At 48.7% G+C, this 14,744-nt stretch carries 11 protein-coding genes; all 11 read left to right on the top strand.

What is annotated here, in order from left to right:
- Positions 1 to 21: 21 nt before the first annotated feature.
- The 11 genes from O3C43_15830 (at position 22) to O3C43_15780 (ending at position 14,708) form a co-directional block, all read left to right on the top strand.
- Positions 22 to 2,118, top strand: coding sequence for a TonB-dependent receptor (locus O3C43_15830; GenBank protein MDA1067962.1), 2,097 nt, complete (start codon positions 22 to 24; stop codon positions 2,116 to 2,118).
- Positions 2,119 to 2,228: 110 nt separating this feature from the next.
- Positions 2,229 to 4,448 (top strand): PQQ-binding-like beta-propeller repeat protein, encoded by a 2,220-nt coding sequence (locus O3C43_15825; GenBank protein MDA1067961.1) that lies wholly within the window; start codon positions 2,229 to 2,231, stop codon positions 4,446 to 4,448.
- 12 nt (positions 4,449 to 4,460) lie between these two features.
- Positions 4,461 to 5,990: a PQQ-binding-like beta-propeller repeat protein gene (locus tag O3C43_15820; GenBank protein ID MDA1067960.1), complete on the top strand. Its 1,530-nt coding sequence runs from the start codon at positions 4,461 to 4,463 to the stop codon at positions 5,988 to 5,990.
- A gap of 44 nt (positions 5,991 to 6,034) precedes the next feature.
- On the top strand, positions 6,035 to 6,277 hold the full coding sequence (locus O3C43_15815) for a DUF3311 domain-containing protein (GenBank protein MDA1067959.1): 243 nt from the start codon (positions 6,035 to 6,037) through the stop codon (positions 6,275 to 6,277).
- Positions 6,274 to 7,785 carry a sodium:solute symporter family protein gene (locus O3C43_15810; GenBank protein ID MDA1067958.1) on the top strand — a complete coding sequence of 504 codons (1,512 nt, stop codon included), beginning with the start codon at positions 6,274 to 6,276 and terminating at the stop codon, positions 7,783 to 7,785. Before O3C43_15815 ends, O3C43_15810 begins: the two co-directional genes overlap by 4 nt.
- Positions 7,786 to 7,788: 3 nt before the next feature.
- Complete coding sequence (locus tag O3C43_15805) at positions 7,789 to 8,862, top strand: hypothetical protein (protein MDA1067957.1); 1,074 nt, start codon at positions 7,789 to 7,791, stop codon at positions 8,860 to 8,862.
- Positions 8,863 to 8,879: 17 nt separating this feature from the next.
- Complete coding sequence (locus O3C43_15800) at positions 8,880 to 10,322, top strand: aldehyde dehydrogenase family protein (protein ID MDA1067956.1); 1,443 nt, start codon at positions 8,880 to 8,882, stop codon at positions 10,320 to 10,322.
- 1 nt (position 10,323) lies between these two features.
- Positions 10,324 to 11,472 (top strand): iron-containing alcohol dehydrogenase, encoded by a 1,149-nt coding sequence (locus tag O3C43_15795; GenBank protein MDA1067955.1) that lies wholly within the window; start codon positions 10,324 to 10,326, stop codon positions 11,470 to 11,472.
- Positions 11,473 to 11,594: 122 nt separating this feature from the next.
- On the top strand, positions 11,595 to 12,794 hold the full coding sequence (locus O3C43_15790; protein MDA1067954.1) for a PQQ-binding-like beta-propeller repeat protein: 1,200 nt from the start codon (positions 11,595 to 11,597) through the stop codon (positions 12,792 to 12,794).
- Positions 12,795 to 12,811: 17 nt separating this feature from the next.
- Positions 12,812 to 14,146: a coproporphyrinogen-III oxidase family protein gene (locus O3C43_15785; GenBank protein ID MDA1067953.1), complete on the top strand. Its 1,335-nt coding sequence runs from the start codon at positions 12,812 to 12,814 to the stop codon at positions 14,144 to 14,146.
- A 40-nt stretch (positions 14,147 to 14,186) separates the two neighbouring features.
- Positions 14,187 to 14,708, top strand: coding sequence for a hypothetical protein (locus O3C43_15780; GenBank protein ID MDA1067952.1), 522 nt, complete (start codon positions 14,187 to 14,189; stop codon positions 14,706 to 14,708).
- The last annotated feature ends 36 nt before the right edge of the window (positions 14,709 to 14,744 follow it).

Below are 14,744 nucleotides of genomic sequence, written 5' to 3'. Positions count from 1 at the left end.
CCAAGATTACTCTTTTGTAATATGTCCTTAAAACGCCTAACCATAACTATCTCGTCAGTATTAACAGCGAGTTCCTTCGGACTTTTTTCCCAGGAATCTGCTGGTGGGATGGATACTGTTGAATTGGATCAGTTTGAGATCCGATCGGAGTTTTCAATTGAAGACCTCAATGTGGATCTGTCCCGGTCCGTTTTAAATGAAAATGTGCTCGATATCTATGGATCCACCCAATTGCAGGATCTTTCCGGCTTGGCGCCCAATCTGGCTTCCATCAACAGTGATACCCGTGGATTTGGTGACATTCTCTCCATGCGTGGAAGCGCCAATTCCATCTTTTTCGGCTCTCCTTCAGTTGGGTTGTACGTAGATGGGGTTCCGGGAGGATCTGTTTCTACTTATCCTGGTGAGTTGGTTAATATTTCCAGCATTTCGATACTATCCGGCCCGCAATCAACACGTTTCGGGCGAAACGCTTCCTCAGGGATGATCGACATTAGAACCCGCCGCCCGGGTTCGGAATCTCGCCAGGCGCTTCAACTTGAGTACGGATCCTACGAGTCAATAATCATCAAAGGATTATCGGACGGACCTATCAGTGATTCCGCGGCATACAGCGCCTCGATCGGTTACAACGCACGCGATGGTTATATCGACAATGTGGTTTCTGGCAAAACCGTGGACGACAGAGAATCTTTGAGTGGCCGTCTGAACTTCTTCATGAATCCATCCGACGACCTGGAACTGCGGTTTGGCATCTTTGCGGAATCGATCAATGATGGCGCTACTCGTCTGAGTTCGTTGTTTAGTCCCGATCCCTATGAAGTGTCTTCGAATGTGGAAGGTATCACCGAGCTCGATCGTATGCAGCTCAACTTTCAGCTCACAAAAGCGTTCGATCAAGGAGAACTTACAGCAACGACTTCCTACCAGGATTGGGATCTTGATCCCAACCTGACAGATCTTGATTTGAGCTTCTTCGATTTTGGATTTTCAAAAGTCAGTCAGGACGAAGAATTGTTTAACCAGGAATTTCGATTTATTTCGGACTCTGATTTGTCATCAATCCGCTGGACCGCAGGCTTATTCTTCATGGATTCTGAAACCAATGGTGATGCGACCCGTCAGTTTCCAGTTCCGGCGGGAGGGTTCATCCCACCCGGATTTGTTTTAACTGAACAAACGATCTTTGAGATCGAACGGCAAAATATAGCAGCTTATATCAATGCGGATACGACGCTTTCTGACAACGTGGTACTCAACACCGGCCTCCGATTTGAAGAAAACCAATCTTCGATTGTGAGGACCAAGGTCTCTACTAATAATTTCAATTTCCCAGGTCCACCTGAGCCAGGGGTGAATGATTCACAAAGTGAAACCAAAGCCGCTGGAACAATCGGGCTAACCATTACAACGACCGATTCCTTAGATTTTATCGTACGTTCATCCATATCGCATAAACCTGAAGGCTACAGCGGTTTTACGTCCAATCCCGTTTTCACACGGTTTAACTCCGAAAAACTTTGGTCCAATGAGCTGGGGATCAATTTCACCTCTGAGGAAAATCGGGTGAGCGGATCCCTCATGGTATTTCGAAACGACACCGACGATTACCAATACGAGCGCACGGTTCCATTTTCAACCGACTTTGTAGTTATTAATGCGGAGAAAGTTTCTTCCGACGGTATTGAAGGCAAACTGGTGTTCAATCCAAGCCAAGGGCTCTTCTTCGATTTTCAAGCGGGTTATACCAATGCGGATTTCGAAAAGCATCTTGATTCGATGGGTGTTGATGTTTCTGGAAATAGCGTGCCCTTTATCCCTGAATACACAGTTCGCACGGGTGTGCGTTTCGAATTGGAAAACGGATTATTTGGAAGTTCTTCCTATACGGCTTATGGTAATACCTATTACGACGAACTAAATCAGGAAAGATTTTCACAGTCTTCCTTTGGCATTTGGGATGCTCAAATCGGATATCGTCATAACAATTTTTCCATCGCTGTTTACGGCCGGAATTTGGCTGAAGAACACTATTTCCAGTTCATTAATCCCGAAATTCAAGCCGGAAGTCCAGGTGCTCCACAGAGATTTGGCTTGCGCCTTGATCTCATATTTTAATTCCTTTGATTGAAGTTTCCGTGTTTTAACAGTAGATTCGGTAACCCTTATTAACTCCCTAAGTTATGAAAATGCGTATGCGTTGTCTCTTTCCTCTAGTTTTCCTCGCAATGGTTTTATCCTTTGCCCAGGGCTTTGCTGCCAATGGGTGGCTTAATTGGCGTGGTCCTGATCAGAATGGAAATTCGCCGTCTAAAGTCTCACTTCCGGATTCGCTCGACTTGGAAGGAAAAGAACATCGCTGGACCTATCCGGTTCGTGGTGCGGGAACACCCGTAGCGGCGGATGGCCGTATTTATGCGTTTGGATTCTATGGTGAGTTTGAGGATGTGGAAGAGACCTTGCTCTGTCTCGATGCAGAATCCGGAGAAAAAATCTGGGAACACCGATTCGCCGATTACATCAGCGACATCGTGTATAACCGCTATGCCATTGGCGCTCCGACAATAGATGCGGAAACCGGCAATGTGTATGTGAAATCAACCAACGGTTTGGTCATGGGTTTTACCAAGGATGGCAAGTTGCTCTGGGAGCATTCCTTGATGGAGGAATTTGGCATGTTAACCTTTCCCAATGGAAGAACCGGTTCGCCGGCTCTGGATCGTAATCTTGTCATTGTCGGCGGTATAACGGCTAACTGGGGTGGCGACGGCCCGGCCCGCAACCGGTTTTACGCTTTCGATAAGCGCACCGGCGAACTGGTTTGGTCTAGTACTCCTGGAGTGAGTCCTATCGATAGTTCTTTTGCCAGCCCTGTATTTGGCGACCTCGGCAATCAACGTGTGTTTTATGTTGGAACGGGTTGCGGAAACATCGTCTGTGTGAATGCCCGTACCGGTGAGTCTGTCTGGCGTTTCCAATTAGCTATAGGCGGTGTCAATTCAAGTGTGGTTTTGGTTGGAAAAGACGGTTTGATTGCTGTTCATGGCAAGGAGAATGTTGATACCACCGCGAAGGGCCGACTGGTTCGTCTTAAAATTCCTTCAGAATATCCTGACAATTTGCCGTTGGTCCTCGGCACAGAGTCTGAAGTGTGGCGCAACGATGAGCACGTGGCGTTCACCAGTTCACCGACCTTGGTTGGAGACCGTGTCTACACCACGATTGCGACTGGAAGTTTACTTGCTGTGGATATAGAGACTGGAAAGACGGTTTGGAACCAGAAGCTCGCTCCTGATCAACTGCACGCATCTCCTACTTATGCCGACGGAAAACTCTACGTTCCCATGATGGATGGAATGACCTACGTCCTGAAGGACGGCGGAGATTCTGCTAATATCCTCAGTGCCAACCAAATGGATTCCAACTGCTTGGGTGCCCCAGCGGTTTATAACAATCGGGTGTATGTTTTTTCCAAAGAAGGCCTGCATTGCTTTGGAGATAAAACACTGAAAAAAGTAAAATACCCGAGTCCCGCCAAAACAATCAAGCCCGGGAAAATTACCCAAATCCAGTTGGTTCCTTCCGAATTCGCACTCGGTTCTGATGACGAGCAAAGCTTTACCGTCTATGGATTGGACGCCAGTGGACGCAGGGTCAAAGACCTTACCTCCGAAGCAACTTTTGCGATGTGGAATCCTCCCACCGCTCCTCGACCCTCCGAAGTAGATGCGACACTTTCAGGTAACCGGTTGACCCGAGATGGGCAAGGCAAGCTGAGCACTGGAAGCATCCAAGCCACTGTGAATGGCATGACCAGTGTCAGTCGTGGTCGTGTGGTTGCCGGGAACGGGTACTCCGAAGATTTCGAAGAAACCAAACTCATTCTAAAGGACAAAGACGGTGTTGCCGTTTCACCTCCGCCGGGCAGCTGGCTGGGAGCGGGCCCGAAATGGCATGTCATGGATCAAGACGGAAATAAAGTCGTCGCTTTCCGTTTGGAGAATTTGCTTTGGCAAAGAAGTATGAACTTCATCGGTAAGTCCGATATGAAAAGTTATACCCTTGAGGCGGATGTAATGACTGACGGCACACGACGTGTGATGTCGACCGTAGGCCTGGTGAATCAACGTTATGTAATCGCGCTTTCTGGTAACCAGCGTCTGTTGGAAGTTTCCAGTAATCACGAACGAGTTAAAGACTCGGTTCCATTTTCTGTTAAAGCAAGCACCTGGTATCACTTGAAAACGCGTGTCGATACCAATGCCGATGGCAGCGGAGTGGTTCGTGCGAAGGCCTGGGAGAAGGGAACCCAAGAACCGGACTCCTGGACTATAGAATCAAAGCAGCCGAAAGTACACCTTCGTGGTGCACCCGGTGTATTTGCTTTTGCACCTCAGAGCTTAAAGCGTGTCTTCATCGATAACATTTCAATTTCCAGCAAAAACTAAGAGACCCTAACCATGAACCTGAAAAAATCATACTTAGCATTTTCCTCCTTATTAATAGCCGTTTCCGCGCACGCATCCGATTGGCCAACCTGGGGCGGGTCTTCTGATCGTAACATGGTAACGGAAGCAACAGGTATTCCAACTGAGATAGAAAGTGGCGATTACATCCCCAAAAGTGAGGAGATCAATATGGAAACCACCAAAGGTGTGAAGTGGGTAGCAAAGCTCGGTTCACAAACCTATGGCACTCCGGTTGTTTCTGGAGGAAAGATCTTCGTTGGAACGAATAATGAATCTCCACGAAATGAATCACAAAAGGGTGACCGTGGTGTTTTGATGTGTTTCGACGAGAAAACAGGCGAATACCTCTGGCAGTTGCTGATCCCAAAATTGGGCGCAGGTAAAGTGAGTGACTGGGAGTTCGTTGGGCTTTGTTCATCCCCCGCCATCGAAGGGGAGCGAGGATGGATTGTTACCAACCGCGGCGAGGTTCTTTGTTTCGATGTCGAAGGTCTGGCTAACGGCAACGACGGAGAATTTCAGGATGAAGCGAAGTTTTATTCAGAGACGCCCGGTGGCACAGTAAAATTGAACGACAAGGATGCGGATATCCTCTGGGTAGTGGATGCTCGCGAACAGCTTGGAGTTTTTCCTCACAATGTTTCCAGCTGTTCTCCTCTTATTTACGGAGATAAAATATTTGCCGCCACCTCAAATGGCGTTGACTGGTCTCACAAAAATATTCCTGCACCTTTTGCACCTGCCTTGATCGTTATGGATAAAAACACCGGCGAGTTGTTGGGTGAGGAAACCGCAGGCGTATCGGAAAGAGTGTTGCACGCAAGCTGGAGTACGCCCGCCATTGATGACGTAAATGGAAAGCCCATGGTCGTATGGGGTGGGGGAGACGGATGGTGCTATGGATTTGAAGTTGAGCCGGTCATGCATGAAGACGGTTTCCCTGCGATGAAAGAGATTTTCCGCTACGATGCCAATTTGCCAGAATACCGTTTTAAGGACGGCGAGCCGATTAAGTATGCCACCTATGATGGCGCCAGTGAAATAATAGCCACGACCATCATCCACGACAACAAAGCCTACATGATAACCGGACAGGATCCTGAGCATGGCGATGGTGTTGGTAGAGTAAGTTGTATCGATTTATCTAAAACCGGAGATATTTCCGGTCAGGCGATTTGGACGAATACTACGATTGGGCGCTCCATCTCAACAGCAAGTATTGTGGATGGATTGCTGTTTCAAGCAGAATACGACGGCGATATTCACTGCCTTGACGCGCTCACGGGTGAAGAGCTTTGGGTGCATGAAACGAATAGTAGAATCTGGTCCTCCACCATGGTGGCTGACGGTAAGCTATTTATCGGCAACGAAGATGGCGAGTTGGTTATTCTAAAAGCTGGTCGCGAAAAAGAACTGATCGCTGTTGTCGATTTTTATACACCTATTTACTGTAGTCCGATTGTTGCAAACAATACCTTGTTCGTGACCACGCAAACGCACCTCTATGCCATTGGCAAATAGAGTAGGGCTCATCATTTCTTCTCTAACCGTCTCCCCATTACTCTATGTCCAAGAAAATGCTAGTATTCGGCTATTTGGTCCTGCTCTTCTTTTTGCATCAGGACTCATGGCTAAAAAATGATGGTACGTTGGTGTTCGGGGTTTTGCCCGCAACATTGGCCTATCATATGGGCTTTGTTATTGCAGCTGCTGTTGGGTGGCTACTTGTGATCAAGTTTGCCTGGCCGGAAGGGCTGGATGGTGAACCCGATTCTGAAAACCCTGGTGATGGAGGAGCTGGCTCATGACTCAGGTTGTAATTATTTGTATTTATTTGGTCATTCTCATTGGCCTAGGGGTCGTTAGCAAAAAGTTCTTTAGAGGTGGTGCGGCTGATTTCTTTGTGGCCAGTCGCTCTATTGGACCCTTTGTCCTTTTCATGTCAGTCTTTGGAACGACAATGACCGCATTTGCCATGGTCGGAAGTACGGGCGAAGCTTTCCACCTGGGTGTTGCTACTTTTGGTAAAATGGCCTCGTCCTCAGCCTTGGTCCATTCTGCGGTTTTCTTTTTGATTGGGCTACGCCTCTGGTCTCTGGGTAAGCGTAATGGCTACATGACCCAGATCGAACTTTTCCGGGACCGGTTTGAAAGTAATGGATTGGGCTACTTGTTATTTCCCATTTTGGTTGGCCTTATCATTCCCTATCTCCTGGTAGGTTTACTAGGTGCCGGTTCATTTATCGGGGGAGTAACCCGCGGAGCTTTTCCCGATGTGTTTGCCTCAACCGGAGGTGCAGTTCCGCCCTGGCTAACTTCACTGGTTATCTGTGGCGTCGTCCTCTCTTATATATTTATGGGGGGGGTGCGATCAGCCGCCTGGGCCAATACCTTTCAAACGATCATCTTTATGGTGATGGGAGTCGTCGCCTTCATTCTCATCTCATCCAAACTGGGAGGGTTTTCTGCCGCATCAGAAATGGCCAATCCCGCCAAAGCGGTTCGTCAGGGTAACATTTCGGAGCTGCAGTTCTTTACCTATTTGTTTATTCCGCTCTCAGTGGGTATGTTTCCCCACCTGTTCCAAAATTTCCTTACCTCGAAGTCCTCGAAGAATTTCAAGTTCATGCTGATCGCTCACCCGCTTAGTATCATGGTCACCTGGATTCCCTGTATCTTGATTGGCTACTGGGCGACGGGTGCACTGATGCCCGGAACGCAAACCCCAATTATTCCGCCGGGAGCCGTTCCGAATGCGGTGTTGGGAATCATGGTCGGCAAGTTGTCGACGCCTATAATTGCCGGTCTTGTAAGTGCTGGTGTGCTAGCGGCAATCATGTCATCACTCGATTCACAATTTGTGTCTGTGGGAACCATGTTCACGAGAGACATTGTTGCGCATTCGTTTGGAAAGAATCGATTCTCCGATACAGCCATGGTGTGGTTGGCTCGCGGATTCATTTCCTTTATCGTGTTGGTTACCTTTCTCTTTTCATTGGCTGAATCGCGGTCGGTTTTCACCTTGGGGATTTGGTGTTTCAGCGGCTACGCTTCATTATTCCCTTTAGTTTTTGCAGCGATTTATTGGAAACGAGCTACAAAACTAGGCGCTTATGCTGCCGTTATTGCGACGGCAGTATGCTGGTTTATTCTTTTCAGGAATTCGGGCTATGGCTCGAATGGTGCCTACGCGGTTGGGGGAATGATGCCCGTCGTAGCAATGTTTGCTACCTGTGCTGTTACCTTGGTGGCGGTTTCGCTGGCGACCAAAGTTCCATCAGCAGACACGCTTAAGAAATTCTTTCCTTCTAAATAATTTATGAGTTCATCACTAGACGTAAACGGCGCGAATGAAGCGCGTGATGCCCGCGTGCGGGAAATTATTAAATGGCATTTCTCGCCTGAGACGGGATGCGATTACTGGCTGGATTGGGCTAGCAAATCTGATTGGAATCCGCTCGAGGAAGTAAAGTGTTTTGCAGACATTCTGAAGTTTGATCACTTTGACGACGATACATTACGCAAGGAAATGCCCGAACGCTTTATTCCAAAAGCATATGCAGGTCGTCCATACAACGTGTTTGAAACCGGTGGAACAACCGGTATGCCCAAGCAGCGTATCGGTTGGGACGATTACAAACACGATTATGAAGAATTCAGTGACCACTACAGCGACGACTTTTTCCCGAAGGGTTCCAATTGGTTGATGGTAGGTCCCACGGGCCCACGTCGCCTGCGGTTGGCGATCGAGCATCTGGCTGCCTACCGCGGAGGATCCTGTTACCATATCGATCTGGATCCTCGTTGGGTGAAACGTCTGATTGGCATGGGCGAGATTCCTATGGCCAAACTCTATCAGGAACACGTCATCGACCAGGCTTCAGCGATTTTGCGTCACCGAAATATTCAGTGTATGTTCACTACACCTAAACTTCTTGAGAGTCTGGCCGAGCGCATGTCGCTTGTGAAAGCCGGACTTAAAGGTGTGTTTGCCGGAGGAACCACGATGACCCCGCAATACGTACGCTTCATCAACGAGGAAGTCCTCGAAGGTCAGATCAATTTTGCTCCGACTTATGGAAACACTCTTATGGGATTGGCGATCAGTAAGAAGCTCGTTCCCGAGGATAACTACAGCATCACGTATTATGCTCCTGAGCCACGTGCGGTACTTCGGGTAGTTGAGCCGGATAATCCTGATGAGGTTGTCGACTATGACGAATACGGGCGGGTGGAATTGACCACCATGACCAAGGAATTTTTCGTACCACGTTTCCTCGAAAGAGATGAAGCGATTCGTCGTAAGCCTTGCGATGAATTTGCGTGGGATGGAGTAGGGGATGTTCGTCCCTTCCAGTCCGGCACAAAGACAGTGATTGAAGGCGTTTATTAATTTAACCTGAGTTTGTTATGAGCGATACGATTCATATCCCAGTCTTTCGCCTCGGAAAGGCGTACCAAAGCTTGGACACTACGGAGTTGGAAAGCGCCGGAAAGCCCATTGAAGTAAGTGTGGTTAATCCTGGAATTATCCGACGCGATTTATTGGGAATTGATAAATCCGTAGCCGCCCTCCAGGCCATTCCCTGTGAGACGCTTGCCGATTATTGTGAGAAGGCTGCGGAGCTTTTTCTAAATGGCGAACTGCCCTGGGGCATGGGCGACGAGGTGCAAAGTCCGGAAGACTATGCTGCCGCTCTTTCACTTTCTACGGGTCTCCCCCACAGCCTTTGTCGTTTAAACATGGGCAAGGTCTATGAAGCCATGGCAAACATTCGCGCTATTCTTGCTGGTCTGACCCGAGGAATGCCGCTTTCTCTGTTTGACGATGGTTATGTAAATCAGGGTGGAATCGACGTGAATTTCTTTCCTCAGACCAAAAGTCTCGGTGTTCTTCTTCCGAGTAACTCCCCTGGAGTAAATTCACTTTGGCTCCCTGCTCCCGTGCTGAAAATTCCTGTTGTTTTAAAACCAGGACGTGAAGATCCGTTTACACCATTCCGCATCATCCAGGCGATGATTGCAGCGGGGTTCCCTTCCGAGGGATTCGGTTTTTATCCTACGACGCACGAAGGTGGAAACACGCTGCTTTTCGAAACGGGTCGTGGAGTGGCTTTTGGCTCCGACAAAACGGTGAAGCAGTACGCGCCGTATCGAAGCATTCAGGTGCACGGTTCCGGTCGCAGCAAGGTGCTCATAGGTGATGATTTTATAGATAACTGGGAAGAAAACCTGGATGTCATCGTTCAATCCGTTTCCGCCAACGGTGGACGAAGCTGTATCAATGCTTCCGGTGTACTCGTTCCGAAAAACGCGGATGAAGTGGGTCATGCTCTGGCCAGGAAATTGGCAGCGATCGTGCCCCTTCCGCGCGATCATCCAGATGCCCTGGTCTGCGGCTTTGCCAACACCGACTTTGCCAAGGCGATCGATGAATTGATCGACGAGCATTTAAAAACTCCTGGTGCGGTCGATCTGACAGCTCAATACCGCGAAGGACCTCGTCTGGTTGAGAAATACGGCCAGACCTTCCTGAGCCCTACGCTCATTCTTTGCGAAGATAAGGATCATCCTCTGGCCAATACCGAGTTTATGTTCCCGTTTGCCAGTATCGTGGAAGTTCCTCAAAACGAAATGCTCGATACCATTGGTGAGACTCTGGTGGTTTCAGCCTTTACCGCGAACCAGGAATGGACTGTTGATCTGATGACAAGCACCAACATCGAACGCCTGAACATCGGTCCCTATCCGACAAACCGCGTTCAGTGGGAGCAACCTCACGAGGGTAACATTTTTGAATTCCTCTACCGACGACGTGCGCTTCAAGGGGATTTGATCACCTTGGAAAAATAGTATGGTTGATCCTTTTGTTTCCAGACCCTCACCAAAGCTCATCTTTGGAAATGGTGTCCTGAAGGAGCTCCCCACCGCTGTTCGCGAGTTGGGAGTCAAATCGGTTTTGCTGGTTACTGATGCAGGCATTGTGAAAGCTGGTCACGCTTCCACGGTGAGTTCTCTGCTCGAAAAGGAAGGCATCGGTGTTACGATTTATGATGCTGTCAGCGAGAATCCAACGGAAAGCGATGCCGCTGCATGCTGCACCTTTGCTCAAGAAATTGAGTTTGATGGATTTGTCGCCCTTGGTGGTGGCAGCAGTATGGATACGGCGAAGGCCTGTAACTTTTTGCTGACCAATGGTGGTCGTATGGCCGATTACCATGGTTATGGAAAAGCTACAAAACCGCTCTTACCTTTTATAGCCATTCCAACGACTGCGGGCACTGGAAGTGAATGTCAGTCCTATGCTTTGGTAAGTCGTGATGGTAGTCATGAGAAAATGGCCTGTGGTGATCCAAAGGTTCTGGCACGCGTGGCGATCCTCGATCCGGATATTACCGATAGTCAACCGCGTTCAGTTGCGGTTCAAACGGGGGTCGATGCTTTAGCGCATGCTCTTGAATCAGCCGTTTCCACCAAGCGTACCGAGCTCTCAACCATGTATTCGGAGGCGGCCTTTCGACACATCGTTCGAGCGATCGACGATATCGTTGATTGCAATCCTCAGGGTGATGACCGAGGTCATATGCTTTTGGGTGCTGCCTTGAGCGGCTTGGCCATTGAGAATAGTATGCTGGGTGCTGCTCACGCTTCTGCAAATCCTCTTACCTCACGGCACAATGTGATTCACGGTCGTGCGGTTGCCATGATGTTGCCCCACGTGATGCGATTTAATGCAGAAGACAAAAGATCGGCCAAAGTGTATGCTCGATATTCAAACATTTTGCAGGAATTGGATGTGAGTTCCAAACCTCTGATTGAATGGGTCAGCGATTTGACCGGAAGGATGAAGCAACTTGAATTCAATGCAGACGAGGAAGAACTCCAACAACTGGCTGAGGAGGCCGCTCAGCAGTGGACGGGAAATTTCAATCCTCGGGCCGTTTCCATAGAAGACTTTGTGGATTTGTATCGGGCCGCATTCGCGTTGCCGGAACCCGCTTAAGTTGAGAGATGATGATTGGATATTTAAATGTAGGAGACAGCTTGCTGGCGATTTCTAGATTCGAAAACCTTTGTTTCGCCAGCAAGCTGGCTCCTACAGTAACGCTTTCGAAAGGATAAGTTTTGGCCTCACCGAAGACAGTTCTATATTTGGTAGTGGTTTTTGTTCTGGTTTTCCTGACGGCTTGCGGAAAAAAAGCGAATTTGGCCGAGCCTCTCGCCGAACCTGCTCCTCCGCAAAGAGTTTCAACTACTTCCTGGTCCATGACACGCGGAGGACCTCATCTTTCGGGTCACATCGCCGAGCCGATTCCCGGACCTATGGAAATCGTGTGGACCTATACGGAAGGAAAGATGATCACCGCTGAGGCTGTTGTAACCGAGCGTCATGTATTTGTAGGGACTGAGTATGGAGAATTTTTGTGCTTCGACCGAACTACTGGCGAAGTGCTCTGGAAGTTCACATCCGACGATGCCATCACCGCGGCGGCGGCGGTAAGTGGAGAGCTTGTGTTTTTGCCATCCAACGACGGCAACTTGTATGCCCTGAACATCGAGACAGGAGAAGAAGCCTGGAGGTTCGGAGCTGAGGACAAAATAAGTGCTGCACCGATTGTTACCCCAAATCCCAATGGAGAAGGTGATTGGGTGTTGGTGAATGGATACGATGGTACCACTCGCTGTCTCAATGCCAAAGATGGCTCTAGGATCTGGAGCTACGAAACGGAAGATTTTATTAATGGATCTCCTGCAGTGGTGGATGGCAAATGGGTGGTCTTTGGTGGCTGCGATGCTCAGCTGCATGTAGTGAACCTGGTGGACGGTTCCCTCGAGCATAAGATTCCCAATGACTCTCAAATCGTAAACTCCATCGCCACATACAAGCACATGGCTTATTCAGGGAATTATGCGAACCAGGTGGTGGCTTTTGACGTGGAGCTCGGCATGATTGCCTGGGTTTACGAGGATAAAAACCTGCCGTTTTTCAGCTCACCGGGTGTAAGTGACAAACTGTTGTTTATCGGTTCGCGCGACAAACACTTGCATGCCATTGTTCAGGAAACGGGCGAATCAGCCTGGAAATTTCCAACGGGTGCGCGGGTGGAAGGCTCGCCCATCGTTTTTAATGATGGGCTTATTGCCGGATCGAGTGACGGGCGCGTATATGCCTTAAACCTCGACAGTGGTGAGGAAATCTGGAGGCTGGATCTAGGTGAAGGGTTGATTGCCTCCCCGTCGTACGGCTATGGCACACTCATCATTAGCGGAGAAGATGGAACTGTTTTTGCCCTGAAAGAGTCCGTTGATACTGCGGTTCAATAAAATTAAGCCCAACTACCATGGAAGAAAATCCTTCAGAAACAACTAAAACTGCCAAGACCTCCACGAGGGCCGGCAATTACTTTATTTCAAATTATCCTCCGTTTTCTTTTTGGTCGGAGGATCAAGCGGTTGAGGTGGAGATTGCGCTTAACTCGGAGCCGAATCCCGATGCAAAGCTGGGTCTTTACCATCACATCCCTTTTTGCCGCAAACGATGTCACTTTTGCTACTTCCGGGTCTATACCGATAAAAATGCGAAGCAGATTCAGGAATACCTGGACGGAACGATTGCCGAATTGAAATCGATGGCGGACCGTCCGTTGATTCGAGGCCGTAAACCACACTTTGTTTATTTTGGTGGTGGTACGCCTTCTTACTTGTCCGCCAGGCAGCTAGGCGATCTTACCGACCAGATGAAAGCGATTCTTCCATGGGACGAAGCGGAAGAAGTGGCTTTCGAATGTGAGCCGGGGACCTTGAATCCAAGCAAACTGACTGCGGTTAAAGATATCGGTGTCACGAGACTAAGCCTGGGTGTTGAGAATTTCGACGACCACATTTTAGAAATCAACGGTCGCGCCCACCGTGGACCTGAAGTCTTCCGGGCTTATGAAAGAGCTCAGGCTGAGAAGTTCGACCAGATCAACATCGACCTGATCGCCGGTATGCTCGAGGAGACCGAAGAGAATTGGCAGAAGAACATCGAACAAACGATCGAGCTGTCTCCCGATAGTGTAACGATCTATCAGATGGAGATTCCCTACAATACCGGGATCTATAAAGAGATGAAAGCCAGCGGCCAATTGGTGGCACCTGTGGCAGATTGGGAGACCAAACGTCGTTGGGTCAAGGAGGCGTTTGCTGCCCTGGAAAGTGCAGGCTACACCATCGCGAGTGGTTACACGGCAGTCAAGAATCCGGACAAAACCAAGTTTATCTATCGTGACGAATTGTGGAGTGGGGCAGATCTCATTGGATTGGGCGTGGCCTCCTTCTCGCATGCCGCAGGTGTTCACTACCAGAATATGACCGAGATCGAACCTTATCTCGAAGCTATAGCCGCAGGTAAACTTCCTCTCAAACGTGCCTTTCGGACCAATGAAGAAGAGCGTATGATCCGTGAGTTTATTCTGCAGATGAAACTGGGTCATGTTGAACTCGACTATTTTTCCAAGAAATTCGGTGTGAATATAGCAGAACGTTTTGCCGGGCAATTGGCTGGGCTATCCGACGAAGGCTTGCTGGCGGTTAAGGACGGCGCTGTTCTACTAAGTCGCGATGGGCTTCTTTGCGTGGACAATCTCCTCCACGACTTTTTCCTGCAACATCATCGGACGAATCAAATCGTTTAGATTCCCTGAAATACTTTTTCCCCTGATCACACGACCACTTATGAACGAAGTGATTGTTCAAGGTATGCCGGACTCGCTGCGGCATTTCATTATTGAAGAATGCGCTATTCCTGCGACGGCCTTTAAGATCCTGACTGGTGAGGAGTTACCCGAGCCTTCCAGGCAATTGATGTTTCATCTCCATGACATGACGTCGACGCTTGAGAAGTACCACAGGAGCAAGATTTACATCGATTGTTTGCAACACAAGGGCCTACCCGACATTTATCTGCGAGAGGTCTTTTTGCGAATTGCTGAAGGGAACGCCATTGTTGAGTACGGAGTCATCGCTATTGTTTTGGATAGTTTTAACCGAGATCAGCAATCCGTGATCGAAGCCGATCGCGAACCATTTGGAGGGCTTTTAAAAAAGTTTTGTATAGTTTTCGAGAGCGCTCCGGTTTGCTTTTTTTCGATATCTGCAGAATATTTGGTCGACACTCCATTCAAGGAACTGAAAGGAGAAACCTTTTATGGACGTTTTAATAAGTCGCGGATTCAACTAACAAGTGCAAGAGGCTAGAAGCTTTGTATTATTGTATGTGTGGAAGATTAGTTC

It is taken from the genome of Verrucomicrobiota bacterium, assembly GCA_027622555.1.
Taxonomy (GTDB): Bacteria; Verrucomicrobiota; Verrucomicrobiia; order Opitutales; family UBA2995; genus UBA2995.
The sequence above is the reverse complement of the archived record's forward strand: the minus strand, read 5'-3'. Positions and strand labels throughout refer to the sequence as shown.